The sequence below is a fragment of the Streptomyces sp. 1222.5 genome (genome assembly GCF_900105245.1).
Taxonomy (GTDB): Bacteria; Actinomycetota; Actinomycetes; order Streptomycetales; family Streptomycetaceae; genus Streptomyces; species Streptomyces albidocamelliae.
Window position 1 is genome coordinate 6,498,168 of record NZ_FNSZ01000001.1, and the last position, 23,144, is coordinate 6,521,311.

Consider the following 23,144-nt stretch of genomic DNA (forward strand, 5'->3'; position numbering starts at 1 on the left):
CCGTGGCGCTCAGTCGCGGGGGTGCGGGAACTCCTCCTCACGGGGCCGGTGCAGCGGCAGCCAGCGCTCCGCGTAGGCCACCGCGTCCGCCACCGGGAACAGCCGCGCCTCCGCCGCGCCGACCGGGCCGCGCAGGACGGGCCGGTCCCTCTCGAAGTCGTGCCCCAGCTCGTCGAAGCGGTCGGAGGTGATGGAGACCTCGACGACCCGCTCCCAGCCGCCGCCCGGGGCGGGCCGGCCGACCTCGACGCGGGGCGCGGGTATCCGGTACTCGGCCAGGTGGAAGCTGGTGCAGGCGCCGTAGCCCGCGCCGAGCAGCAGCACCCGGGCGCCCAGCCTCTCCAGGCGGGCCAGCGGGCTGCGCTCGCCGAGCCGGCAGTCGGGCGCGTGGCCGGCGGTGATGTCCCGCGCCAGCGGACCGAGGGCGGCGAAAGAGGTCTGCGGATGCGCGCTGCGCACGGCGCCGGGCCAGGTCCGCACGGTCTCCGGGATCACGCCGACCCCGCGCGAGGGGGTGATCAGCGGTTCGTACGGCGGCATGGTGGCGCGGATGCGCTCCCACCACTCCTCGGGCACCGGTGGGTCCCCCCACAGGGCGGGATCGGACTGGTCGCCGGTCTGGGTGGGGACGACCAGCGTGCCCGAAGGGCCCAACGCGTCGAGGACGGCTCGGACGACCGCGACGGCCCCGCCGTTCACCCAGCCGAGGGAACTCAGCGAGGAGTGCAGGAGCAGCGTCTCTCCGGTCTCGACACCCAGCAGGCGCACCTGTCGGGCGATGCTGTCCCGGGTGACGAGTGGGCCGGTCGGAGGGGGTGTGGGCATGGTCCGGGAGTCTTCCTGACGGGGCCTCGCGGCGCCACCGAATTGCCTGGTCGGAGGCGTGCGAATGATCGATCAGAAGATCGTTTCCGCAGGTCGGATTAGGTTTGCCTAAGTGACGCAGGGCACCGCCCCATGATCCGGACGGCGCTTGTCAGGGTCGGAGGAATTACGCAACAATGGCGTTGTGAAAAACGTCGGCGAGGCTCGGGAGACCCCCACGGGGGCCCCTCAGGAGGAACTCGCGACCGGTGAGCGCTCGACGCGCAACCGGGTCGCGCGGTCCATCCTGGACCACGGCCCGTCGACCGTCGCCGACCTCGCCGGCCGGCTGGGACTGACCCAGGCGGCCGTCCGGCGTCACCTGGACGCGCTGGTCGCCGACGACGTCGTGGAGCCCCGCGAGCAGCGCGTGTACGGCACGCGCACGCGCGGGCGTCCCGCGAAGGTCTTCGCGCTGACCGACTGCGGCCGCGACGCCTTCGACCAGTCGTACGACAAGCTCGCCGCCGACGCGCTCCGCTGGATCGCCGAGCGCGAGGGCGGGCCCGAGGCGGTCGCCGCCTTCGCCCGCGCCCGGATCGCCGCACAGGCGGGCGCGTACCGCGAGGCCGTCGAGGCCGTGAGCCCCGACAAACGCGCCGAAGCGCTGGCCAAGGCCTTGAGTGCCGACGGGTACGCTGCTACGGCGCGCAGCGCACCGGTCGGTGAGCAGCTCTGCCAGCACCACTGCCCGGTCGCCCACGTCGCGGAGAAGTTCCCGCAGCTGTGCGAGGCGGAGACCGAGATCTTCGCCGAGCTGCTGGGCACGCATGTACAGCGACTGGCGACCATCGCGCACGGCGACGGCGTCTGCACGACGTTCATCCCCAAGATTTCCACTGACGCACCTGCAAGCACGGCCGGGAGGAACCCCGCATGACTCTCCCCACGGAGACTGCTCACCCCGAACTCGAGGGCCTGGGCAAGTACGAATACGGCTGGGCCGACTCCGACGTGGCCGGTGCGTCCGCGCGCCGTGGCCTGAACGAGGACGTCGTCCGCGACATCTCGGGCAAGAAGGCCGAGCCGGAATGGATGACGAAGCTGCGCCTCAAGGGGCTGAAGCTCTTCGAGAAGAAGCCCATGCCGAACTGGGGCTCGGACCTGTCGGGCATCGACTTCGACAACATCAAGTACTTCGTGCGCTCCACGGAGAAGCAGGCGGAGTCCTGGGAGGACCTGCCCGAGGACATCAAGAACACCTACGACAAGCTGGGCATCCCGGAGGCCGAGAAGCAGCGCCTCGTCGCCGGTGTCGCCGCCCAGTACGAGTCGGAGGTCGTCTACCACCAGATCCGCGAGGACCTGGAGGAGCAGGGCGTCATCTTCCTCGACACCGACACCGCCCTGAAGGAGCACCCGGAGCTCTTCAAGGAGTACTTCGGCACCGTCATCCCGGCCGGTGACAACAAGTTCGCCTCGCTGAACACGGCCGTGTGGTCCGGCGGCTCCTTCATCTACGTGCCGAAGGGCGTGCACGTCGAGATCCCGCTCCAGGCCTACTTCCGTATCAACACGGAGAACATGGGCCAGTTCGAGCGGACCCTGATCATCGTCGACGAGGGTGCCTACGTGCACTACGTCGAGGGCTGCACGGCGCCGATCTACAAGTCGGACTCGCTGCACTCCGCGGTCGTCGAGATCATCGTCAAGAAGAACGCCCGCTGCCGTTACACGACCATCCAGAACTGGTCGAACAACGTCTACAACCTGGTCACCAAGCGCGCCGTGGCCTACGAGGGCGCGACCATGGAGTGGGTCGACGGCAACATCGGCTCCAAGGTGACGATGAAGTACCCGGCCGTCTACCTGATGGGCGAGCACGCCAAGGGCGAGACCCTGTCCATCGCCTTCGCGGGCGAGGGCCAGCACCAGGACGCCGGCGCGAAGATGGTCCACATGGCGCCGAACACGTCGTCCAACATCGTCTCCAAGTCGGTCGCGCGCGGTGGTGGCCGCACCTCCTACCGCGGTCTGATCGAGATCGGCGAGGGCGCCCCGGGTTCGAAGTCCAACGTGCTGTGCGACGCGCTGCTGGTCGACACCATCTCCCGCTCGGACACGTACCCGTACGTCGACGTCCGTGAGGACGACGTGTCCATGGGCCACGAGGCCACCGTCTCCAAGGTCTCCGAGGACCAGCTCTTCTACCTGATGAGCCGCGGTCTCTCCGAGGACGAGGCGATGGCGATGATCGTGCGCGGCTTCGTCGAGCCGATCGCCAAGGAACTGCCCATGGAATACGCGCTGGAGCTCAACCGGCTGATCGAGCTGCAGATGGAAGGCGCGGTCGGCTAGCCGCCACCGCCCCCACCATCAAGCCACTGACCTGAGAAAGCGAGCAATACGACAGCCATGGCTGAGGCTCAGAACATCCCGGTGGGCAGCACCACCGCCGGCTCGATCGCGGTCGCCGCGGAGTCGACCGTCGTCTCGCGCATGAGCGCGCCCCCGTCCTTCGACGTGGCGGACTTCCCGGTCCCGCACGGCCGTGAGGAGGAGTGGCGGTTCACCCCGCTGGAGCGGCTGCGCGGACTCCACGACGGCACCGCCGTCGCCACCGGTGACGGTGTGAAGGTCGACGTGCAGGCCCCCGAAGGCGTCACCGTCGAGGCCGTCGGCCGCGACGACGCACGGCTCGGCAGGGCCACCCCCGTGGACCGCGTCGCCGCGCAGGCGTACGCCGCCTTCGAGCAGGCCTCGGTCGTGACCGTGCCGAAGGAGACCGTCCTCACCGAGCCGATCCGCATCGCGGTGCACGGCCAGGGCGGTACCGCCTTCGGCCACCAGGTGATCGAGCTGGGCGCCTTCGCCGAGGCCGTCGTGGTCATCGACCACACCGGTGACGCGGTTCTCGCGGCCAACGTCGACTACGTCCTCGGTGACGGCGCCAAGCTGACCGTCGTCTCCGTCCAGGACTGGGACGACAAGGCCGTCCACGTCGCCCAGCACAACGCGCTGATCGGCCGGGACGCCTCCTTCAAGTCCGTGGTCGTGACCTTCGGCGGCGACGTGGTCCGTCTGCACCCGCGCGTGGAGTACGCCGGCCCCGGCGGCGAGGCCGAGCTGTTCGGCCTGTACTTCACCGACGCCGGTCAGCACCAGGAGCACCGCCTGCTGGTCACCCACAACACCCCGCACTGCAAGTCCAACGTCGTCTACAAGGGCGCGCTCCAGGGCGAGGCCGCCCACGCGGTGTGGATCGGTGACGTGCTCATCGAGGCCAAGGCCGAGGGCACGGACACGTACGAGATGAACCGCAACCTGGTCCTCACGGACGGCGCGCGGGTCGACTCGGTGCCGAACCTGGAGATCGAGACCGGCGAGATCGTCGGCGCCGGCCACGCCTCCGCGACCGGCCGCTTCGACGACGAGCAGCTCTTCTACCTGATGGCCCGCGGCATCCCGGAGTACGAGGCCCGCCGCCTGGTGGTCCGCGGCTTCTTCGCCGAGCTGGTCCAGCAGATCGGCGTCACCGACATCGAGGAGCGCCTGCTCGCCAAGATCGAGGAGGAGCTGGAGGCTTCGGTCGCATGACGACCTTCGTACGCGCCTGTGGACTGAGCGAGCTGGAGGAGGACACCCCCAAGCGGGTGGAACTCGACGGCACGCCGGTCTCGGTCGTGAGGACCGAGGGGGAGGTGTTCGCCATCCACGACATCTGCTCCCACGCGAACGTCTCGCTCTCCGAGGGCGAGGTGGAGGACTGCCAGATCGAGTGCTGGCTGCACGGCTCCGCCTTCGACCTGCGCACCGGCAAGCCGTCCGGCCTCCCGGCCACCCGCCCCGTCCCCGTATACCCCGTAAAGATCGAAGGGGACGACGTGCTCGTCTCCCTCACCCAGGAGTCCTGAGGCACCCATGGCAACGCTTGAAATCCGAGACCTGCACGTCACCGTCGAGGCCGACAACGCCACGAAGGAGATCCTCAAGGGCGTCGACCTCACCGTGAAGCAGGGCGAGACGCACGCCATCATGGGCCCCAACGGCTCCGGCAAGTCGACTCTCGCCTACTCGCTCGCGGGTCACCCGAAGTACACGATCACCAACGGCACCGTGCTGCTCGACGGCGAGGACGTCCTCGAGATGTCCGTCGACGAGCGCGCCCGCGCGGGCCTGTTCCTGGCGATGCAGTACCCGGTCGAGGTCCCCGGCGTCTCGGTCTCCAACTTCCTGCGCACCTCCGCCACCGCCATCCGCGGCGAGGCCCCGAAGCTGCGTACCTGGGTGAAGGAGGTCAAGGAGGCCATGGAGCGCCTCAACATGGACCCGTCCTTCGCCGAGCGCAACGTCAACGAGGGCTTCTCCGGCGGTGAGAAGAAGCGCCACGAGATCCTCCAGCTCGAGCTGCTCAAGCCGAAGGTCGCGATCCTCGACGAGACCGACTCCGGCCTGGACGTCGACGCGCTCCGCATCGTCTCCGAGGGCGTCAACCGCGTCCGCGAGACCGGCGAGGTCGGCACCCTGCTGATCACGCACTACACGCGCATCCTGCGCTACATCAAGCCCGACTTCGTCCACGTCTTCTCCGGCGGGCGGATCGTCGAGTCCGGCGGTGCCGAGCTCGCCGACAAGCTGGAGGACGAGGGCTACGAGTCGTACACGAAGGGTGGCGTATCCGCGTGACACAGCTGCCGGGCCTCCTCGACACCGAGGCGATCCGCAAGGACTTCCCCGTCCTGGACCGACTGATCCACGACGGCAAGAAGCTCGTGTACCTGGACAACGCGGCGACCTCGCAGAAGCCGCGCCAGGTGCTGGACGCCCTGAGCGAGTACTACGAGCGCTACAACGCCAACGTCCACCGCGGTGTGCATGTGCTCGCCGAGGAGGCCACGGCGCTGTACGAGGGCGCGCGCGACAAGGTCGCCGCGTTCATCAACGCGCCGAGCCGCGACGAGGTGATCTTCACCAAGAACGCCTCCGAGTCGCTCAACCTCGTGGCCAACATGCTGGGCTGGGCCGACGAGCCCTACCGCGTGGACCACGAGACCGAGATCGTCATCACCGAGATGGAGCACCACTCCAACATCGTGCCGTGGCAGCTGCTCGCGCAGCGCACGGGCGCGAAGCTGAAGTGGTTCGGCCTGACCGACGACGGCCGGCTCGACCTGTCCAACATCGACGAGATCATCACGGAGAAGACGAAGATCGTCTCCTTCGTGCTGGTGTCGAACATTCTGGGCACGGTCAACCCGGTCGAGGCGATAGTGCGCCGCGCCCAGGAGGTCGGCGCCCTCGTCTGCATCGACGCCTCCCAGGCCGCCCCGCACATGCCGCTGGACGTACAGGCCCTCCAGGCCGACTTCGTCGCCTTCACCGGCCACAAGATGTGCGGCCCGACCGGCATCGGCGTCCTGTGGGGCCGCCAGGAGCTGCTCGAGGACCTGCCCCCGTTCCTGGGCGGCGGCGAGATGATCGAGACCGTCTCGATGCACTCCTCGACCTATGCCCCGGCGCCGCACAAGTTCGAGGCGGGTACGCCCCCGATCGCCCAGGCCGTCGGTCTCGGTGCCGCGATCGACTACCTGGACGCGATCGGCATGGACCGGATCCTCGCCCACGAGCACGCGCTGACGGAGTACGCCGTACGCCGCCTGGCGGACGTCTCGGACCTGCGGATCATCGGCCCGACCACGGCCGAGGACCGCGGCGCCGCGATCTCCTTCACGCTCGGTGACATCCACCCGCACGACGTGGGCCAGGTCCTCGACGAGCAGGGCATCGCGGTCCGGGTCGGCCACCACTGCGCGCGGCCGGTCTGCCTCCGCTACGGAATTCCTGCGACCACGCGAGCGTCGTTCTATCTGTACTCCACGCCCGGTGAGATCGACGCACTGGTCGAGGGGCTGGAGCACGTACGGAACTTCTTCGGCTGAGAGGCGTGAGCTGAAACCGTGAAGCTGGATTCGATGTACCAGGAAGTCATCCTGGACCACTACAAGAACCCGCACGGGCGTGGTCTTCGGGATGGCGACGCCGAGGTGCACCACGTGAACCCGACGTGCGGCGACGAGATCACTCTCCGCGTGAAGTACGACGGCACGACGATCGAGGACGTCTCCTACGAGGGACAGGGCTGCTCCATCAGCCAGGCCTCCGCCTCCGTGCTGAACGAGCTGCTGGTCGGCAAGGACCTGGCCCGGGCGCAGAAGATCCAGGAGACCTTCCTGGAGCTGATGCAGTCCAGGGGCCGGATCGAGCCGGACGACGCGATGGAGGACGTGCTGGAGGACGCGGTCGCGTTCGCCGGTGTCTCCAAGTACCCCGCGCGGGTCAAGTGCGCCCTCCTGAGCTGGATGGCGTGGAAGGACGCGACGGCCCAGGCATTGGGTGGCGCCGACGCCGAAAGGAAGACGGCATGAGCGAGACCGCTGAGATGAAGCCGGCCTCGGAGGAAGAACTCCGCGAGGCGCTGTACGACGTCGTCGACCCCGAGCTGGGCATCGACGTCGTCAACCTCGGCCTGATCTACGGCATCCACATCGACGACGCGAACATCGCGACGATCGACATGACTCTGACCTCGGCGGCCTGCCCGCTGACGGACGTCATCGAGGACCAGGCCAAGTCCGCCACGGACGGCCTCGTCAACGAGCTCCGCATCAACTGGGTCTGGATGCCGCCGTGGGGTCCGGACAAGATCACGGACGACGGTCGCGAGCAGCTCCGGGCGCTCGGGTTCAACGTCTGAGAACACCGCGTACCCGAACGTGACGGAAGCGGCGGCACCCGGGAGGGTGCCGCCGCTTCCGTGTGCTCAGACCGGCTTGTCCACCAGCAGGAACGCCGAGTCCGCCCGGTAGGGGTCGGTGTTGCGGTACGGGTCCAGCCGCAGCCGGGAGCCGTCGTGGCGCAGGAAGCGGCCGGAGTGGGCGGCCGACTCCAGCGAGGTCCCGCCGGCGAACGCGGACGGGCGCGGGCAGAAGGTGGCGTCCCGCTCGAACGCCCGTGATCCGTCGTCGTCTCCGGCGCGAAGGAGGCCGTCCCGAACACGCAGGTATCCGCCGCCGACCGTGGCGAAGGAGTAACAGCGGCCGTTCGCCAGGCCCTTGACCAGCCGGAAGGTGGCGGCGCGGCGGGCGGCGGCGGAGCTGAGCGGGCCGATCTTCACGTCGTCGCCGCTGAGGTGCCAGTAGTCGCCCGGGTGGTTGAGGGAGCGCACGGCGGTCTCCCCGCCCGTGGCCTTCGGTGAACCGCCCTGGCGGAAGGGGGACTTGGCCGGCGTCGGGGTCGGGTCGCCGGCGGGCAGGACGGGGGACTCGGCGGCCCGTGGAGCCGCCGGGGACGGGTGCCCGCGGCCCTTCGCGGGGGCGGACGCCTTCGTGGACACCGAGGCGGACGGACGCGGGTCGGGGCTGCCGTCCCCCGGTGCCCGGCCGGCCGGTGCGCCGTCGGCCGGCGCCCCGTTCGCCGCCGGGGCCGTCCGGCTCTCGGGGGTCCTGCCGTGCACGGCGGTCACGGTGACACCGGTGGCCACGGCCGCCAGGACCAGTGCGCCGACGGGCCACAGCAGCCGTCTGCGGCGGCTGCGCGGAGCGCCGGGAGGCGGTTCGTCCGCCGCCGGCTGCTGCTCCGGGGGGAGAGGGCTGTTCTCAGGCATGCGTGGGTCTCCACCGCCGCCCGGACGGCGGCCGGGGGCGGGAGGGTGAGGTGGGTGAAAGGTGCGGATGACGGGGGGCCGAGGGGTGGACGTTAGTGAACCCGGCGCCGTCCGAAGGGCGCTTTCGGCACACCTCTGCCCCGAAAGTGTGACTTTCCCATGATGTGCACTCGTACGCCTGCGCGGTGCGCACCCGTACACCTCTGTCGCGCGTGATTGTCATGCGCACCCCACACCTCCCTGTTGTGTACGCCCGTACGCATCCGTTGTGTACGCTCGTACACATGGGATACCTGCTGCTCGTCGGCGCCATCGCCGCCGAGGTCGCCGCGACTACGGCGATGAAGTACACCGAGGGCTTCACCCGGCCCTGGCCCTCCCTCGTGACCTCGCTGGGCTACGTCGTCTCCTTCGCGCTGCTCGCCCAGACGCTGAAGACCGTGCAGATAGGCACGGCGTACGCGATCTGGTCGGGCGCGGGCACCGCGGCCATCGCCGTGCTGGGCCTGCTGCTGTTCGGTGAGGGGCTGAGTCCGGCCAAGGTCGCCGGGATCCTGCTGATCATCGGCGGAGTGGTGGTCCTCAACCTGGGCGGGACGGCCCACTGATGCCCCGCCGCTACGACCCCGACCGGCGGCAGCGGATCATCGACGCGGCGATCCGCGTGGCCGGCCGGGACGGCATCTCCGGGCTCAGCCACCGCTCGGTCGCCGCCGAGGCCGACGTACCGCTCGGCTCCACCACCTACCACTTCGCGACCCTGGACGACCTGCTGGTGGCCGCCCTCTGCCAGGCCACCGAGGGCTTCGCCGGGGTGCTGGACGACAGCGGGGTGCTGCGGGAGGCCGACGGTGACCTCGCGGCCGGCCTCGCCCGGGTCCTCGGCCAGTGGCTGGGCGGCGACCGGCCGGGCGTGGAGCTGGAGTACGAGCTGTACCTGGCGGCCCTGCGCCGGCCCGCCCTGCGGCCCGTCGCCGCCCGGTGGACCGAGGAGACGGCCGAGCGGCTCGCCGCGCGGGTCGACCCGGTGACGGCACGGGCGCTGCTGGCGCTGATGGACGGAATCTGCCTCCAGGTGCTGCTGACGGGCGGTTCCTACGACGAGGAGTACGCCCGCGCCGCGCTGGCTCGGCTGATCCCCTGAACCGGCGCCCGCCACCTGAGACGCCCCGGTGGCGGTTGGCCTCCGCGACCCCGCCCACGTTAGGTTTTCTCCCATGACCGACTCTGCTTCCCGCACCACCGGCGCCGTCGCCGCCGGCCTCGCCACGATCGCCTCCGACGGCACCGTCCTCGACACCTGGTTCCCGTCCCCCGAGCTGGTCGCCGAGCCCGGCCCGGCCGGCACCGAGCGGCTGACCGCCGAGCGCGCGGCGGAACTGCTGGGCGGCGGCGCGACCGCGGCGATCGGCCCGGACAGCCGCCGGGGCGTCGAGGTGGTCGCGGTGCGCACGGTCATCGCGTCCCTGGACGACAAGCCGATCGACGCGCACGACGTGTACCTGCGTCTGCACCTGCTCTCGCATCGCCTGGTCAAGCCGCACGGCCAGAGCCTGGACGGCATCTTCGGCCACCTCGCGAACGTCGCCTGGACCTCGCTCGGCCCGGTCGCCGTGAACGACATCGAGAAGGTGCGTCTGAACGCCCGCGCCGAGGGCCTGCACCTGCAGGTGACCTCGATCGACAAGTTCCCGCGCATGACGGACTACGTCGCCCCCAAGGGCGTCCGCATCGCCGACGCCGACCGGGTCCGGCTGGGCGCGCACCTCGCCGAGGGCACCACGGTCATGCACGAGGGCTTCGTCAACTTCAACGCCGGCACCCTCGGAACCTCAATGGTCGAGGGCCGCATCTCCGCCGGCGTCGTGATCGGCGACGGCTCCGACATCGGCGGCGGCGCCTCCACGATGGGCACCCTGTCCGGCGGCGGCAACGTGATCATCTCCGTCGGCGAGCGCTGCCTGATCGGCGCCGAGGCGGGCGTCGGCATCGCGCTCGGCGACGAGTGCGTGGTCGAGGCCGGCCTGTACATCACCGCGGGCACCCTCGTCACCATGCCCGACGGCCAGATCGTCAAGGCCCGCGAACTGAACGGCGCCTCCAACATTCTCTTCCGCCGCAACTCGGTCACCGGCAAGGTCGAGGCCCGCCCGAACAACGCGGTCTGGGGCGGCCTGAACGACATCCTGCACAGCCACAACTGATCACCGGCGGCCGCGACCTGTCGGCACCTGTCGGTGCTGGTCACCGTTGAGCGCCCTTCCACGGCCCGAGGACGGCCCGGGAGGGCGCTCGTGCGTGAGCACCGCTTCAGAAGTTCGATCTCTGTCCGTGTGCGCCCACTGGCACGATGGTCTCGTGGCTGACCTGGAGCGCATCGCGGCAGAGATCACGGCGTACGTCCGAGCACTCGACGAAAGCACCACCCTGCGGCACCACTTCCGCCACGCTGACGAAGAAGGCGGCCTCTGGTACATCGAGGCCGTGCCCGACCGCGGCGAGCTGACCGTCATCAAGCAGGCCGAGCTGACCTCGGCCGGCCAGCTCCACCGGTACAGCTGGGAGCACCTGGAGGACGAGCACGGCGGCCTGACAGACCGAGCGATCGATCCTGAAGAGGATCCGCTTGAGGCCAGCCCGGTCGACGAGTTCCAACGGGTGTGGACTCGCTGAGTGTGGTGGACAACCACTTCAGGAGGGCGGACGTGGTCGGCGGCAGAGTTCCCCAGGTCGCTCCGGCAGCCGCTGCCCAGGTCAACAGTTGCGGCACGAATGCGGCACACGACCGCGACGCATTGAGGCAACTGGGCTGGAGCGTGTCCTACCAATCGGGCCCGGGCCTCGCCCAGTGGCGCGGATGCCCGAGAGTAGGCGTGTTTGATGCTGTGCAACGATCCTCGGTGACACGAGGGGGAGCCAGTGAGGTTGCGCAACGTATCGCCGGACGATGTCGACGCCTATGTCCGGATGCGATGTGATCCTGTCATGATGGCCGACCTCGGCGGCCCCCAGTCGCGCGAGGAGATGGCGGCCAAGGTTCGCCGGGATGCCGAGCAAGCGGCCGCCGACCTTGCTTGGTTGAAGATGATCGTCCCCGATCCGGCCACCCCCGAGGTGGTGGCGGGGACGGTGACCCTCTGGTCGCACAACACCGACGACGGACCGATCTCCGAGATCGGCTGGATGGTTCTCCCTCAGTTCCAAGGGCAAGGGCTCGGCAAGCGCGCGGTCCGCGCTCTCCTGGAGCTGGCCCGGGAAGAGAACCGCTGGGGAGTCGTGCACGCCTTTCCGGCAACGGGCAACGCCGCCTCGAACGGCATCTGCCGCTCGGTCGGCTTCCGCTTCGTCTCAGTGACCGATATGCCCTTCGCCGGGCAGATCTTCAAGACTAACCACTGGTCTATGGACCCCAGGATTGACCTGACCTGAGAACGCGGCGATCGCGCTGGAAGCGCGCCTCTCATTCTCACCTGATCGTCGGTCTGGCATGTCACTGACTGATGCCCGAAGGGACGGCCTCTGCGGCTGCGTAACCGCCCAGTAGGCGCTGGTCCACTGGCCGTCACGCCCGGCTCCCGGCCACGCGGTTGAGAGGAGCCCGTAAGTGACGCCGTATCGATTGGGCGAATGGACGGGCTACATCCTCATGGCCCTGGTGGTGGTCTGGGTACGGACCGGCCGATGGCGGGATCACCCGAGCCCGCGAGGAAGGACGGCACAAGAGGTTGCCGCCGTGGCTCGGCGGCGGACCCGACTGTTGGGGCGTTCGGTCCTCGCCGTTCTTGCGGTCCTGTTCCTGGCGGACATCGTCGTCGGCATCGGCTTCTGAGCCAGCTCGACGGCATGGCGGGGGCGTCTGTCGGCTGTGCTGAGGATTCAGAGGCTCTGCATCGGCGCGCGGTCGGCGGAGCGAATTTGGCCGGGAGCTGCTTCGGGGCAAGTGATCATGGCCCCGTAGGCTTCCGGCGCGTCGGGCAGTCTGTGGACCTGCCCGATGAGGCACGACGTTGGCCAAGTGCGGCCAGCCGGGGCGAAGACAGACATCCGATGCGGTTGATCAGTCAAGCGGTGCTGGGGAAGGCGGTCTGCTCGTCGTAGCGGATGCGGTGGGTGAGGCAGTGGTGTAGGCAGCCCAGTAGCCGGTTGAAGAGGTTGCGTTGGGCTGCGACGTGTCGGTCTTCGGCTTGGCGGCGGCGGTCGTAGTGGGCTCGTGCTCCAGGGGATGCGGTGAGGGCGGCAAAGGCCCAGATGTAGCCGGCTGAGGCGAGACGCTGGTTCTTGATGTGCCTGGCCAGGACGGTGGTCTTGCGTCCGGAGGATCTGGTAATTGGGGCGGATCCGGCGTAGGCCTTGAGCGCGCGGGGGCTGGTGAAGCGGGTGTGGTCGTCGCCGAGTTCGGCCAGGACGCGGGCGCCGGTCAGTGCACCGAGTCCGGGGAAACTGGTGATGATTTCGGCGTCCTGGTGGGTGGCGAAGGCCGTGGTGGTGGCTGCTTCGAGGTCGTCGGCGCTGGCGCAGGCGGCGTTGAACTGCCGGAGCAGAGCGAGGGTTTTGGTGCCCATGGCCTGCTCGATCGTGGGTGGTTGGTGCATCTGTGGCTCGCGGAGCAGGGTGTGGAGTCGTTCGACTTCTCCGGTGATCTCGCGCTGGCGTCCGGCCTTCTTCAGGATGGCTCGCAGTTGCGGGCGGGTGAGCTGGGCGGCCTGGGTGGGGGTGGGGGCCGCGGCGAGCAGGGTGCGGGTGACGGGTGAGGCGAGGCCTTCGCGGAAGTGGCGGAAGACGGTGAGGAAGCCGGGGAAATATTCGCGAAGGTGGGAGCGGAGGCGGTTGCCGGTTTGGACGCGGTCCCAGACGGCGTCCTGGTGGGCTCGGGCCAGGACGGTGATGGCCTGGGCGAGGTGGCTGTCCGCGGGCAGGGGCCGGTGTTCTGCGGGGTCGGTGCGCAGGATGTTGGCCAGGACCTTGGCGTCGAGGTGGTCGGACTTCTTGCGGCTGAGGGCGTAGCGGTCGCGGTAGCGGGCGGCGGTCAGTGGGTTGATCACGTAGATGGGTCTGCCGGTGGCGCGTAAGCAGGCGACCAGGAGTCCGTGAGAGGTCTCGATGGCGACCGGGATCGGGTGCTCTGGGCTGTCGCCGTGCTGGGCGAGCAGGTCCAGGAGCTGGCTGAGGCCGGTAGGGGTGTCGTCGATGCGGAGCTTGTCCAGAAGGGTGCCGGCCTCGTCGAGCAGTGCGATGTCGTGGTGGTCGGTGGCCCAGTCGATGCCGCAGAACACGCTGGTCATGGCGGATGTCCCTTGGGTGGGTGGCGGTGGTGGAGTGGTCGCCGTGGCGGGGTTGCGCGTCTCCCTAATGGCAGGGCTCATAGGCCCGTCATCCGATTAGCCGTTCGCAATCCCAGCGGTCGCCAGGGGTCTCGGTCAGCTGCGGAACTGGGAGCGTTCGCCGAGCAGTGAGAGGTGTTCCCTGGCGGCGGCTTGGACCACGAGAGCCAACGATGCCGCTGTTTGTGTGCGAGCGGGGGTGGCGGGGCCGGACCGCGCGGGACGAAGGCAGGAGCGCGGACCGGCCCCGCCACCCCCGGCGCTGCTTCACAGAGCGGGAAGGCATGTGGGGCCGACTCTGTCTTGAGAGGTCAGGCCTCAGGAGCGACTACGGATCACCACATGCCCACCCGCCCAGGACGCTCGGCCATGAGACACCGCCAAGCGACTTACGGCGCCATTAGGAGGCAGGCCGCGCCGCAGAGGCGGCGCGCGCCCGCGCCGAGCCGAACAGCGAAGTCCGTACCCGGGCCGCCGTGGATCGCGTCTTCCGGGGCGCCGGCTGCATCGAGGACGGCCCGGAAACGGCGCAAGGAGCAGGGGGACTCCCTGACCTGCATCGCATTCAGAACAGCCCACCTACAGGCGCCCAGGGCGTGAGCGCCGCCGGGGACGGTGCGCGGGTACCCGGGGGTGTCAGGCGGGCCGGGGCACGATGCTCACCGCGCGGTAGTCGTACCCGTCCTGCTGGAAGCCAGGGGCTTCCCACGTGAGGTCGACCTGCTGTCCGGCGGACAGCGTGCGGAAGCCGGGCGCCTGGATGTCGGAGTAGTGCCCGAAGCAGCCGCCGGGGGTCTCGGGGGAGTCGAGGACACCCCACCCTTCCTCGTCGTCCCACTCGCGGACAGTCGCGGTCACCATGGACGGAACCCTCTCAGTTCTTGCCGTTGTCCACGATGACCGGGGTGCCGCCCGAGTCCGTGCCGCACGGGACCGCGTACACCGGGTGGGCCTTCGCGGCTTCCTTGTAGGCGTCGAGGCACTGGTTGTACAGGACCTTGTCGCTCAGCGACCGCTCGATGATCTTGTTGGCGGCGGCGATGCCCTCCGCCTCGATCCGCTTGCGCTCCGCCTCCGCCTTGGCCGTGCGCGCCGCCTCGGTGGCCCGCTCGGTGGCCTGCTCCTGCTGGATCTTCTTGTCGATCTGGTCCTGGAGCTTCTTCGACGGCTTGACGTTGCGCAGGTTGACGGAGGTGACGTCGATCCCGCGCGGCGCCAGGCGCTCCTTGACGAGGTCGGCGATCTCCGAGCCGATCCGCTCGCGCGCGGACGCGTACCCCTCCTCGCTGGTGTGCTTCGCGAAGACGTTGCGGATGATCTCGCGGCTGTCCGGCAGCACCAGCCGCGACTCGACGGCGTCCTCGCTGCCCGCCAGCCGGTACAGCTCGACCGCCTCGGCGGGCACGACGGCCCACTTGATGGTGACGTCCGCGTACAGCACACCGCCCTGCGAGGAGCGGACCTCGACGGTGTCCTCCTCATTGAGGTCGAGGTCCACCGGGCGGGTGGAGAAGGTGGTGACGTCGGTGAACGGCGACTTGAAGTGGACGCCCGAGGTCAGCGGCGTGCCGACCTTGCCGAAGGTCACCGGCACGCCGACCTCGGCGGCGCTGACGACATGGACGCAGGCGAAGGTGCCCGCCAGCAGGGCCGCCACGGCGCTGACGGCAGCTCCCAGCTTCAGGCCCGCGGTGTCGCGGCTGCGGCCGACGAGAAAGAGCACCACCGCCGCTATGAGCAGCAGGATGGACAGCACGAACACAGGAATCCCCCTCAGGAAAGAACGTTCCCGCGCCACCGTGGGCGCGGCCCCGGCGCATCGTAGCGATCTGAGGTGACCGACCCGTGCGAAATTCCCGTCCGGGACAGGCATAGCGGGGGACCTGTCGACGCGTCGGACGGTATGGAGGGCCCGGACATCGAGAGGCCCGGGGGACAGAGAAGGTGACGATGGATGCCCAGGCACAGGAGAGTTTTCGACACTTCGTGGCCGGTAGATCGTCCGCGCTGCTGAAGACCGCCGTCCTGCTGGCCGGCGGCGACCGGCACGCGGCCGAGGACCTGCTGCAGAACGCACTGGTCAAGGCGGCCGGACGGTGGGAACGGATCGAGGAGCCGGAGGCGTACGTACGGCGGATCCTGTACCGGCAGCAGATCAGCCGCTGGCGGCTGAAGTGGCGGCGGCGGGAGGTCATGGTCGCCGAGCCGCCGGAGACCGAGGCGGGGCACGGCCCGGACGCCCCGGCCGCCGCCGAGCTGCGGCTGGTGCTGCGCGGCGCCCTGGCCCGGCTCACCGCCCGACAGCGCAGCGTGCTGGTGCTGCGCTACTTCGAGGACCTGCCCGAGGCCGACGTGGCCCGGATCCTGGGCTGCTCGGTGGGCACCGTACGGTCCACCACCCACCGCTCCCTGGCCCGTCTGCGCACCCTGGCACCCGAACTGGCCGCGCTCGACGGCCCCGGCGAGCAGCCGTCCCGTGACTTCTCGCCCGTGGAGGTGCGTCCGTGAATGTCGAAGACGTCGTACGCGACTCCCTGAAGGAGATCGCGGGTCAGGCACAGCCGGCGGCCACGAACCTCGCCGACCGGGTGCTGGTGCTGCGCCGCACCCGCCGCACCCGCCGGATCGCCGTCGCCGCCGCCGGCACCGCGGCCGTGGTCGCCGTCGCGGTGGGCGTCCCGCGACTGACCGGCGGTGGACGGGACGTACGCCCGGCGCAGGTCACGGACGGCCGGGTGGTGGCTCACACCGACCAGTCCCCGCCGCGCGAGCTGATCGGCGCGGGCGATGCCGTCGTGGCCGGCTACAGCACGCAGAAGCAGGTGAAGCAGCCGAACAAGGACAAGATCCTCACGCGCACCTACCGGCTTCTCGACCCCGGCACCGGCAGGTACGAGAAGGACGACCGCTGGGCCCTCGCGACCGTCGCGCCGGGCGCCCGTACGGCCGCCGTGCTGGAGCGTGAACTGCCCGCGGCCCGCGTGGGGCTGCTGGACCTGGCGAGCGGCAAGGTCGAGCGGTGGATCCCGGTGCCGCAGGGCGCCGGCGGGGCGAAGTTCTCGCCGGACGGGAGCAAACTGGTCGTCACCACCTACGGCAAGAACCCCGACCGCGCCTTCTGGAGCAAGCGGATCCCGGTGAACGACACGATCGAGCCCCAGCAGGTGCCGAGCCGGTCCGGGTTCTCGGTGATCGACGTCGCCTCGGGAACGGGGAAGTGGCACAGCCTGCCCGTCGCAAAGGACGACGATGCGTTCGCGCTCAACGCACGCACGGATCTGGAGTTCAGTCACGACGGGAAGTACCTCTGGGAACCCCTGAGCATGGACCCGGGCCGCAAGTACCACACCCTCGACGGCGCGGACGTGCCGACGCCCGCGAACGAGGCGCATGTGCACCCGTGGGTCGAGGCCGGCCTGTCGCCCGACGGGAAGTACGCGGCCGGTGACTTCGCCGGGAGGGGCGACGAGATCGCCTCCGCCGTCCACGACGCCCGGTCCGGGCGGCTGGTCACCAAGGTGCCCGGTCAGCAGCTGCTGGCCTGGGCCGACGGCAGGCGGCTGATCGCCTGGGGCATCGGCGGCGACGGCAACGAGTTCCACCAGCGGCTGGTCCTCGTCACCGTCGGCAGCAAGAAGGTGCGGCCGCTCAGCGGCTTCCGCTCGCCCAAGGACGACAGCGGCGGCCGCTGGGAGCCCCTGTTCACCACGCGCTGACCAGCTCCTCGTACCGGGCCCACAGCCCGTCGGCCGTCTCCCGGCCGGCGGGCCGCAGGGGTGCGCGCGGCGGGCCGGCGGGCAGACCGAGGCGGGCGAGGAGGGCCTTCGCGGTGACCGTGCCCGGCAGACCCGCGCCCATCATCGCCTCGATCAGCGGGGTCGCCGCCAGCTGGAGCGCGGTCGCCCGGGCGGTGTCGCCCGCGTCGAAAGCGTCGAGGATCGCCGTGAAGTGCCCGGGCACGGCGTTGGCGACCGTGCTCACGCAGCCCGCCGCGCCGACCGCGTACAGCGCGAGCACATGTTCGTCGCAGCCCGCGTAGTACGCCAACTCCGTCCGCGCGAGCACCTTCTGGGTGCCGAGGAAGTCGTAGGAGCAGTCCTTGACGGCCACGATCCGGGGATGCTCCGCGAGGCGGATCATGGTGTCCGGCTCGATCCTGGTGCCGGTGCGGCCCGGGATGTCGTACAGCATCACCGGCAGGCCGCTCGCGTCGGCCACCTCCAGGAAGTGGGCGGCCACGGCCTCCTGCGGCGGCCTGCTGTAGTACGGCGTCACCACCAGTACGCCGTCCGCGCCGGCCTTCTCGGCGGCGACGGCCAGCTCGACCGTGTGCCGGGTGTCGGACGTGCCCACGCCCGCGACCAGCGCGACCCGGTCGCCGACCGCCGCCCGCACCGCCGCGATCAGGTCCGCCTTCTCCGCGTCGGAGGTGGTGGGCGACTCTCCGGTGGTGCCGCTGAGGACCAGCCCGTCGCAGCCCTGCGCCACCAGCCGCGCGGCCAGCCGTGCGGCGCCGTCGGCGTCGAGGGCGCCGTCCTCGGTGAACGGCGTGACCATCGCGCAGAGCGTGCGGCCGAAGGGCGGGGCGGGCTTGTGCGTGCTCGTCATGGGAGTAGTCTCGGCACAACCCCGATGAAGCTCTACTTAAATTGACTACACTTCATTCCTAAGCATTGCTAATGAGTGAGGAGGCGGGGCAGCGGCCCTGTGTCCAACTCGCCCCTCATGGGTCACTATGGCCGGAGAGTCACCGACGTCTGTCATGGGAGGCACCATGAAGCTCGGCAAGGCACTGGCCACCGGCGTCGCCGAGGAGCGGCCGCCCGTCCACGAAGAGGATGCGCGGCTCCCCGAGGAGACCGTCCGCACCGAACCGGCCGAGCCGGCCCGCGAAGAGGTCCCGGCCGTCCGATGAGGATGCGGCTCCCGGCGGAACGCCCCACGGAGCCGCCGACCGGATACAAGATCGCCCACCCAGTGCTGTCCCAGGACGGCACCCGGGCCGGGTTCACCGGAGTGTCACTCGGCGGCGCGCTCCCTTACGGCGTGCTCGACGACGCCGCGTGCGTCTACGGCCGCAGGCACCGCCCGCCCGCGCGGCTGTGCGACTGCGGCTTCCACTGCGTCCACGACGCTACGGCGGCCGAGGCCCTGCTCTGCACCACCGAGTACCGCAGGGCGGTGCTGCTCGAGGTGTCCGTCCTCGGCGCGTACATCCGTTTCGAGCGCGGCTTCCGCTACGCCCGGCAGCGGGTGCGCACGGCGACCGTCGGGCCGTGCGACTGCGGTGCGGGGGCGGCCGGGCTGGCCGACGCGGGCTGGGGCAGGCCCGGCTGGCGCGTCCTGCTCCCCGTCTGCGGGAGCTGTGCGCGCGGCCGTACGTCCGTCTCGCTCGCGGGGTTCGCCCGGCTGGCCGGAGAGGGGCTGCGGATGGCCCGGGGAGCCGGTGCCGCAGCCGCGCCGTCCGGCGGGTTGGCGGTCGAGGACGAGTGCGGTGTGCCCGAACTCGCGGCCGAGGCAGCCCTGTTGCAGGCGCGCCTCGACTGGTTCCAGACCCAACTCGCCCGACTCGGGGAAAGCGGGGACCGGGGAGGGGGCCAGGGCTAACGGCCCTGTGGCCGGGTACCCGGATGTTCCGTAGGAAAGGAGGCGGGGCACCGTGACCGTGACCCAGTACGCACGGCCCGCGGCCCACGGACGCCCCTCCACGGGCGAACCCGTCGGCCGGGCCACCGAACAGCTCTCCCGGCCGTTGCGGCAGGCGGTCGCCCTCGCCAAGGAGGAGCCGGCAGAGAAGGGACACCGGGCCGGACGCGGCGGCGGACTGCTGGGCGCCGCGGGCGCGGCCGGCTACGTCGGGCTGATCGTCCTGGCCGGAGCGGCCACCGCCGCCCTCGTTTTGGCGCTGCCCGGTTGGGTGGCGGCGCCGACCGTGGCCGCGGTGTTCTTCGCCGTGACCGCCGTGCCGGCCGCGACCCGACGCGCCCGGCTGCGCCGCGCCGCCCCGCCCGCACCGGAGGAGACCCCCGACAGTGTCAGGGCGGACGTCGACGTGATCAGGGAAAGGGCACACCGATGACGCACAGGACCCCGCACGGCTCGGGCGCCAAGGGCCCCGACGAGCTGCGGCAGCAGATCGAGCAGACAAGGCACCAGCTCGGCGACACCGTCGCCCAGTTGATGGAGAAGGCCGACGTGAAGGGCCGGGCCCGCGCGCGGGCGGCCGACCTGCGGGACAAGGCCGGGGCCATGACCGTCCAGCTGCGTGCGAGCGCCGCCCACGCGGGGCACGACATGCAGGGCAAGGCGGCCAGGGCGGGACACGCGGTGCAGGGCGGCGCGGCCAAGGCCGGTCATGCCATGCAGGGCACTGCGGCGAAGGCCGGACACGCGGTCCAGGGCAGCGCGGCCAAGGCCGGGCACGCCGTGCAGGGCAGGGCGGCCAAGGCCGGGCACGCCGTGCAGGTGCGCAGGGGCACGCGCCACCCGGGTCCGATCATCGCGGTCGGCGTGCTGGGCGCGGCCGCGGTGGCGGCCGGCATCGCCTGGCGCAGGCAGCACCACCGCTGAGCCTCCGCGACGAGTTCCGGGAGGGGCCCCGCGGACGCCCTTCCAGCACCCGTGACACCCTCCTGCCGAAGACTTCGTCCGTCCGGAAGGAAGTACTCGGCGGGAGGGTGGACGCACGCTGGACGCGAGGACACCGAACGGCCCGCCGTAGAGAGCCGAGCAGGAGCCCCGCCATGTCCAAGGAATTCGAGATCGTCCGCGAGTTCGAGGTCGACGTCCCTCCCGAGCGGGTGTGGGAGGCGGTCACGACCGGAACCGGCGGTTACTTGTGGCCGATGGACCCGCCCGAGCCCCGAGTGGGCGGCAAGGGCCCCTTCGGGGGGTCCACGGTGACCGCCTGGGACCCGCCCCACCGCTACGCCCACCGCAGCGAGGACGCCGGCCCCGGCGTCCAGTCGCTCAACCTGCTCGACCACACCATCGAGCCCCGCGACGAGGGCCGCCGGTCCCGGGTGCGCTACGTGCACAGCGGCATCTTCACCGACGACTGGAACAACCAGTACGACGGCGCGAGCAAGCACACCAACTTCCACCTGCACACCCTGTGCGAGTACCTCACGCACTTCGCACCCCGCCGGGCCGCCTTCGCCCGGCTCGACGGCCCGCGGACCTCGGCGACCCCGCGGGCGCTCGCGGCCGTCGGCCGCGCGCTCGGCCTGGCGGACGACGCGGCCGCGGGCACGAAGACCTCCGTCCGGGGCCCCGGCGGACGGACCCTGGACGTGGTGATCGACTACCGGAGCCCGTACTTCGTCGGACTGCGCACCGGCGACGCCCTCATCCGGTTCTTCGGACGCGGCAGCTGGGGCGCCCCGCTCGGCATCAGCATCCACGACTTCGCGCCGGACGCCGACGCCGAGGCGGACCGGACCGCCTGGCAGGACTGGCTGAACGGCGTGTTCAGCCGGTCCTGAGCGGCGCTACGGACGGAACCGCAGCACCTGCGGGTCGTGGTCGCTGATCTGGTCGTTGAACTCCGAGTTGACGTGCACGCTGTCGTACTCGAAGTCGCAGCCCCGGCGGATCGCCGGGCTGACCAGGATCTGGTCCAGGACCTGCTGGTTGCCCTGGTAGTCGTAGGTGTAACGCTCGCTCCGCGGCAGCGACTTGATCGCCGACCACAGTTCGCCGTCACCCTCGAGGATCTGCGCGGTCTCGGAGAACTCGAAGTCGTTCATGTCGCCGAGCGCGACGACGTTCGCGTTCTTCTGCACGGACAGGATGTCCTTGACGAACGCGTTCACCTCGGTCGCCTGCGCGTGGCGCTGCACCTCCGAGCTGCGCACCGGCGGCTGGTACTGCGAGGTCAGCCCCTGGTCGCCACCCTTGGAGTTGAGGTGGTTGCCGATCACGAAGACGGTCTTGCCGCGGAAGACGAACTCGCCGGCGAGCGGCTTGCGGCTGTTGGCCCAGGCGGCGTTCGCCGGGTCGATACGGCCCGGGGAGGCCGTCAGCTGCGCCTTGCCGTGCACCTTGGTGACGCCGACCGCGGTGGTCGAGTCGCCGCCGGCACGGTCCACGAAGGACACCCGCTCGGGGTTGAACAGGAACACCTGGCGGATGTTGCCGCCCGGCTCGCCGCCGTCCTGGTCGTTGACCGGGTCGATCGAGCGCCAGTCGTACTTCGGGCCGCCCGCCGCGACGATCGCGTCGATCAGCTTGTTCACGGTCCCGCTCGCGTCGACCGTGCCGTCGTCCTTGGCACCGTTGTTGTCCTGGATCTCCTCCAGGGACACGATGTCCGGCGACTGCAGGTTGTGCACGATCGCGGCCGCGTGCTTGTCGAAGGTGGCGTCCGACGGGTCGAGGTTCTCGACGTTGTAGGTCGCGACCGCCAGCTCGCGGTTCGACTGCTTCTGCGTCGTCTCGCGCTCCAGGCCGGCGCTCTTCAGCGTGCCGAGCCGGCCGGCGACCAGGGTGTAACCGCCGAACTGGTTGAAGTCCAGCGGGCCGGTGGTCGCGCCCTCCAGGGTGTCGCCGACGTTCGCCTTCGGGAAGTCGGCGGTGGAGCCCAGGGACTGGATCTGCAGCCGGCCGGTGTTCTGCGACTCGTAGGAGCCGTAGACCGTGCCGCCGCGGAGGCTGCGGTGCTCCCGCGGCTTCACCGTGACCCACAGCTCGCTGTACGGGTCCGTCGCGGTGACCACGCGGGCGTCGGCGACCTGGACGTTCATGCCCTCGAGGGACTCGTAGTAGTCCAGGGCGTACTTCGACGGGTCCAGGGTCAGACCGTTGATCGAGCCGGCGGCGGCGGTGTCGCCCTCCGGCGCGTACGCGTCCGGCACCGAGTCACGGTCGACGACGACCGGCGCCGGGACGGCGTTGCCGCTGGAGACGGTGGTGACCACCGGCTTGGTGATCTCCGTCAGCGACTGGTTGCCGGACGAGGCGCCGCCCGGGACGTACTCGGAGACCGTGCCGGTCACCGTCACCGAGTCGCCGACGGCGGCCTTGGGCGTGGAGCTGGTGAAGACGAACACACCTTCGCTGGTGGCGGGGTTGTCGTCCGGGGTCGCGTCCTGCATCCAAAAGCCCTTGGAGGACCCGTACGTGCGCGTGGCCGTGACGATGCCCGGCACGTCCGTGACCTTCTGTCCGGCCAGCGGCGATATTCGGGTCGTGCCCTGGACGTCGTGGATGCGCACCGAGTCGGCGTGCGCGGGAGACGTGAGGACGACGACGGACGTCGCGCTGCAGACGGCGGCGACGGTGAGCGCGGCGAGGCGCGCGGAAGACCTGCTCGGCAAGGGATCCCTCCGGGGACGTGCGTGAGCGCCGGGACGAGG

At 70.5% G+C, this 23,144-nt stretch carries 27 protein-coding genes; 20 read left to right on the forward strand and 7 right to left on the reverse strand.

The features are described 5' to 3' along the window. Window positions 1–9: 9 nt before the first annotated feature. Window positions 10–825 carry an AAC(3) family N-acetyltransferase gene (locus tag BLW57_RS29330; protein WP_093478617.1) on the reverse strand — a complete coding sequence of 272 codons (816 nt, stop codon included), beginning with the start codon at window positions 823–825 and terminating at the stop codon, window positions 10–12. Window positions 826–1,009: 184 nt separating this feature from the next. Here BLW57_RS29330 and BLW57_RS29335 point away from each other — a divergent pair, with 184 nt between their 5' ends. From BLW57_RS29335 to BLW57_RS29370, 8 genes are read left to right on the forward strand one after another with little or no spacing between them, the layout of a single operon-like run. Continuing rightward, a complete protein-coding gene (locus BLW57_RS29335; protein ID WP_073892549.1) occupies window positions 1,010–1,744 on the forward strand; it encodes a helix-turn-helix transcriptional regulator in 735 nt (244 codons plus the stop codon). Further along, window positions 1,741–3,162, forward strand: coding sequence for a Fe-S cluster assembly protein SufB (gene sufB, locus BLW57_RS29340; protein WP_093478619.1), 1,422 nt, complete (start codon window positions 1,741–1,743; stop codon window positions 3,160–3,162). Before BLW57_RS29335 ends, sufB begins: the two co-directional genes overlap by 4 nt. Window positions 3,163–3,219: 57 nt before the next feature. Next, window positions 3,220–4,401 (forward strand): Fe-S cluster assembly protein SufD, encoded by a 1,182-nt coding sequence (gene sufD, locus BLW57_RS29345; protein ID WP_093478620.1) that lies wholly within the window; start codon window positions 3,220–3,222, stop codon window positions 4,399–4,401. Continuing rightward, window positions 4,398–4,718: a non-heme iron oxygenase ferredoxin subunit gene (locus tag BLW57_RS29350; protein ID WP_055514965.1), complete on the forward strand. Its 321-nt coding sequence runs from the start codon at window positions 4,398–4,400 to the stop codon at window positions 4,716–4,718. The genes sufD and BLW57_RS29350 overlap by 4 nt, the downstream gene beginning before the upstream one ends. 7 nt (window positions 4,719–4,725) lie before the next feature. Further along, window positions 4,726–5,490 (forward strand): Fe-S cluster assembly ATPase SufC, encoded by a 765-nt coding sequence (gene sufC, locus BLW57_RS29355; protein ID WP_093478622.1) that lies wholly within the window; start codon window positions 4,726–4,728, stop codon window positions 5,488–5,490. Further along, window positions 5,487–6,743, forward strand: a complete 1,257-nt coding sequence (locus BLW57_RS29360) for a cysteine desulfurase (RefSeq protein ID WP_093478623.1) — start codon at window positions 5,487–5,489, stop codon at window positions 6,741–6,743. Before sufC ends, BLW57_RS29360 begins: the two co-directional genes overlap by 4 nt. Window positions 6,744–6,761: 18 nt before the next feature. After that, entirely contained in the window at window positions 6,762–7,229 is a 468-nt protein-coding gene (gene sufU, locus BLW57_RS29365) for a Fe-S cluster assembly sulfur transfer protein SufU (protein WP_093478625.1), read from the forward strand. After that, complete coding sequence (locus BLW57_RS29370; RefSeq protein WP_031166063.1) at window positions 7,226–7,558, forward strand: metal-sulfur cluster assembly factor; 333 nt, start codon at window positions 7,226–7,228, stop codon at window positions 7,556–7,558. Before sufU ends, BLW57_RS29370 begins: the two co-directional genes overlap by 4 nt. Before the next feature lie 66 nt (window positions 7,559–7,624). Here BLW57_RS29370 and BLW57_RS29375 read toward each other — a convergent pair whose 3' ends face one another. Further along, window positions 7,625–8,467, reverse strand: coding sequence for an AbfB domain-containing protein (locus BLW57_RS29375; RefSeq protein ID WP_093478626.1), 843 nt, complete (start codon window positions 8,465–8,467; stop codon window positions 7,625–7,627). A gap of 284 nt (window positions 8,468–8,751) precedes the next feature. On the opposite strand from BLW57_RS29375, the gene BLW57_RS29380 reads away from it, so the two are divergent. The 5 genes from BLW57_RS29380 to BLW57_RS29400 all read left to right on the forward strand — a co-directional run bounded on the left by BLW57_RS29380 (window position 8,752) and on the right by BLW57_RS29400 (window position 11,896). Beyond that, on the forward strand, window positions 8,752–9,075 hold the full coding sequence (locus BLW57_RS29380) for a DMT family transporter (RefSeq protein ID WP_093478628.1): 324 nt from the start codon (window positions 8,752–8,754) through the stop codon (window positions 9,073–9,075). Further along, window positions 9,075–9,611 carry a TetR/AcrR family transcriptional regulator gene (locus BLW57_RS29385; protein ID WP_093478629.1) on the forward strand — a complete coding sequence of 179 codons (537 nt, stop codon included), beginning with the start codon at window positions 9,075–9,077 and terminating at the stop codon, window positions 9,609–9,611. Before BLW57_RS29380 ends, BLW57_RS29385 begins: the two co-directional genes overlap by 1 nt. A 73-nt stretch (window positions 9,612–9,684) precedes the next feature. After that, complete coding sequence (dapD, locus tag BLW57_RS29390; RefSeq protein WP_093478631.1) at window positions 9,685–10,671, forward strand: 2,3,4,5-tetrahydropyridine-2,6-dicarboxylate N-succinyltransferase; 987 nt, start codon at window positions 9,685–9,687, stop codon at window positions 10,669–10,671. Window positions 10,672–10,825: 154 nt separating this feature from the next. Then, window positions 10,826–11,140 (forward strand): hypothetical protein, encoded by a 315-nt coding sequence (locus tag BLW57_RS29395; protein ID WP_093478632.1) that lies wholly within the window; start codon window positions 10,826–10,828, stop codon window positions 11,138–11,140. 246 nt (window positions 11,141–11,386) lie between these two features. Next, window positions 11,387–11,896 (forward strand): GNAT family N-acetyltransferase, encoded by a 510-nt coding sequence (locus tag BLW57_RS29400; RefSeq protein ID WP_093478634.1) that lies wholly within the window; start codon window positions 11,387–11,389, stop codon window positions 11,894–11,896. Between the two features lie 632 nt (window positions 11,897–12,528). Here BLW57_RS29400 and BLW57_RS29410 read toward each other — a convergent pair. From BLW57_RS29410 to BLW57_RS29420, 3 genes are all read right to left on the reverse strand, one after another. Beyond that, window positions 12,529–13,749: an IS110 family RNA-guided transposase gene (locus BLW57_RS29410; protein ID WP_093478638.1), complete on the reverse strand. Its 1,221-nt coding sequence runs from the start codon at window positions 13,747–13,749 to the stop codon at window positions 12,529–12,531. Between the two features lie 675 nt (window positions 13,750–14,424). Further along, the gene (locus tag BLW57_RS29415; protein ID WP_093478640.1) at window positions 14,425–14,649 is read right to left on the reverse strand and encodes a cold-shock protein; all 225 of its coding nucleotides are present in this window, start codon (window positions 14,647–14,649) and stop codon (window positions 14,425–14,427) included. Window positions 14,650–14,662: 13 nt separating this feature from the next. Then, window positions 14,663–15,550, reverse strand: coding sequence for a prohibitin family protein (locus BLW57_RS29420; RefSeq protein ID WP_093478642.1), 888 nt, complete (start codon window positions 15,548–15,550; stop codon window positions 14,663–14,665). A gap of 188 nt (window positions 15,551–15,738) precedes the next feature. Here BLW57_RS29420 and BLW57_RS29425 point away from each other — a divergent pair, with 188 nt between their 5' ends. Beyond that, window positions 15,739–16,296 (forward strand): SigE family RNA polymerase sigma factor, encoded by a 558-nt coding sequence (locus tag BLW57_RS29425; protein WP_093478644.1) that lies wholly within the window; start codon window positions 15,739–15,741, stop codon window positions 16,294–16,296. Continuing rightward, a complete protein-coding gene (locus tag BLW57_RS29430; RefSeq protein WP_093478646.1) occupies window positions 16,293–17,504 on the forward strand; it encodes a WD40 repeat domain-containing protein in 1,212 nt (403 codons plus the stop codon). Before BLW57_RS29425 ends, BLW57_RS29430 begins: the two co-directional genes overlap by 4 nt. Here BLW57_RS29430 and dapA read toward each other — a convergent pair. Next, window positions 17,491–18,396, reverse strand: coding sequence for a 4-hydroxy-tetrahydrodipicolinate synthase (dapA, locus tag BLW57_RS29435; RefSeq protein ID WP_093478648.1), 906 nt, complete (start codon window positions 18,394–18,396; stop codon window positions 17,491–17,493). The two genes, BLW57_RS29430 and dapA, sit on opposite strands and share 14 nt — an antisense overlap. Before the next feature lie 166 nt (window positions 18,397–18,562). Here dapA and BLW57_RS41565 point away from each other — a divergent pair, with 166 nt between their 5' ends. The 5 genes from BLW57_RS41565 (at window position 18,563) to BLW57_RS29455 (ending at window position 21,272) form a co-directional block, all read left to right on the forward strand. Then, on the forward strand, window positions 18,563–18,703 hold the full coding sequence (locus BLW57_RS41565; protein WP_218138118.1) for a hypothetical protein: 141 nt from the start codon (window positions 18,563–18,565) through the stop codon (window positions 18,701–18,703). Continuing rightward, on the forward strand, window positions 18,700–19,395 hold the full coding sequence (locus BLW57_RS29440; RefSeq protein ID WP_093478649.1) for a hypothetical protein: 696 nt from the start codon (window positions 18,700–18,702) through the stop codon (window positions 19,393–19,395). Before BLW57_RS41565 ends, BLW57_RS29440 begins: the two co-directional genes overlap by 4 nt. 52 nt (window positions 19,396–19,447) lie before the next feature. After that, window positions 19,448–19,867 carry a phage holin family protein gene (locus tag BLW57_RS29445; RefSeq protein ID WP_093478651.1) on the forward strand — a complete coding sequence of 140 codons (420 nt, stop codon included), beginning with the start codon at window positions 19,448–19,450 and terminating at the stop codon, window positions 19,865–19,867. Continuing rightward, entirely contained in the window at window positions 19,864–20,358 is a 495-nt protein-coding gene (locus BLW57_RS29450; protein WP_093478652.1) for a DUF3618 domain-containing protein, read from the forward strand. The genes BLW57_RS29445 and BLW57_RS29450 overlap by 4 nt, the downstream gene beginning before the upstream one ends. A 173-nt stretch (window positions 20,359–20,531) precedes the next feature. Further along, window positions 20,532–21,272, forward strand: a complete 741-nt coding sequence (locus tag BLW57_RS29455; RefSeq protein ID WP_093478654.1) for an SRPBCC family protein — start codon at window positions 20,532–20,534, stop codon at window positions 21,270–21,272. Between the two features lie 6 nt (window positions 21,273–21,278). Here the strand turns inward: BLW57_RS29455 and BLW57_RS29460 are convergent, their stop codons facing one another. Beyond that, window positions 21,279–23,105, reverse strand: a complete 1,827-nt coding sequence (locus BLW57_RS29460) for an endonuclease/exonuclease/phosphatase family protein (RefSeq protein WP_093478655.1) — start codon at window positions 23,103–23,105, stop codon at window positions 21,279–21,281. Between the last annotated feature and the right edge of the window lie 39 nt (window positions 23,106–23,144).

Coding starts and splice junctions, on each gene's coding strand:
- BLW57_RS29410 (WP_093478638.1), bottom strand. CDS start 13,749: ATGACCAGCGTGTTCTGCGGCATCGACTGGGCCACCGACCACCACGAC.
- BLW57_RS29425 (WP_093478644.1), top strand. CDS start 15,739: ATGGATGCCCAGGCACAGGAGAGTTTTCGACACTTCGTGGCCGGTAGA.
- sufD (WP_093478620.1), top strand. CDS start 3,220: ATGGCTGAGGCTCAGAACATCCCGGTGGGCAGCACCACCGCCGGCTCG.
- BLW57_RS29455 (WP_093478654.1), top strand. CDS start 20,532: ATGTCCAAGGAATTCGAGATCGTCCGCGAGTTCGAGGTCGACGTCCCT.
- dapA (WP_093478648.1), bottom strand. CDS start 18,396: ATGACGAGCACGCACAAGCCCGCCCCGCCCTTCGGCCGCACGCTCTGC.
- dapD (WP_093478631.1), top strand. CDS start 9,685: ATGACCGACTCTGCTTCCCGCACCACCGGCGCCGTCGCCGCCGGCCTC.
- sufB (WP_093478619.1), top strand. CDS start 1,741: ATGACTCTCCCCACGGAGACTGCTCACCCCGAACTCGAGGGCCTGGGC.
- BLW57_RS29385 (WP_093478629.1), top strand. CDS start 9,075: ATGCCCCGCCGCTACGACCCCGACCGGCGGCAGCGGATCATCGACGCG.
- BLW57_RS29415 (WP_093478640.1), bottom strand. CDS start 14,649: ATGGTGACCGCGACTGTCCGCGAGTGGGACGACGAGGAAGGGTGGGGT.
- BLW57_RS29350 (WP_055514965.1), top strand. CDS start 4,398: ATGACGACCTTCGTACGCGCCTGTGGACTGAGCGAGCTGGAGGAGGAC.
- BLW57_RS29370 (WP_031166063.1), top strand. CDS start 7,226: ATGAGCGAGACCGCTGAGATGAAGCCGGCCTCGGAGGAAGAACTCCGC.
- BLW57_RS29450 (WP_093478652.1), top strand. CDS start 19,864: ATGACGCACAGGACCCCGCACGGCTCGGGCGCCAAGGGCCCCGACGAG.
- BLW57_RS29330 (WP_093478617.1), bottom strand. CDS start 825: ATGCCCACACCCCCTCCGACCGGCCCACTCGTCACCCGGGACAGCATC.
- BLW57_RS29380 (WP_093478628.1), top strand. CDS start 8,752: ATGGGATACCTGCTGCTCGTCGGCGCCATCGCCGCCGAGGTCGCCGCG.
- BLW57_RS29375 (WP_093478626.1), bottom strand. CDS start 8,467: ATGCCTGAGAACAGCCCTCTCCCCCCGGAGCAGCAGCCGGCGGCGGAC.
- BLW57_RS29440 (WP_093478649.1), top strand. CDS start 18,700: ATGAGGATGCGGCTCCCGGCGGAACGCCCCACGGAGCCGCCGACCGGA.
- sufC (WP_093478622.1), top strand. CDS start 4,726: ATGGCAACGCTTGAAATCCGAGACCTGCACGTCACCGTCGAGGCCGAC.
- BLW57_RS41565 (WP_218138118.1), top strand. CDS start 18,563: ATGAAGCTCGGCAAGGCACTGGCCACCGGCGTCGCCGAGGAGCGGCCG.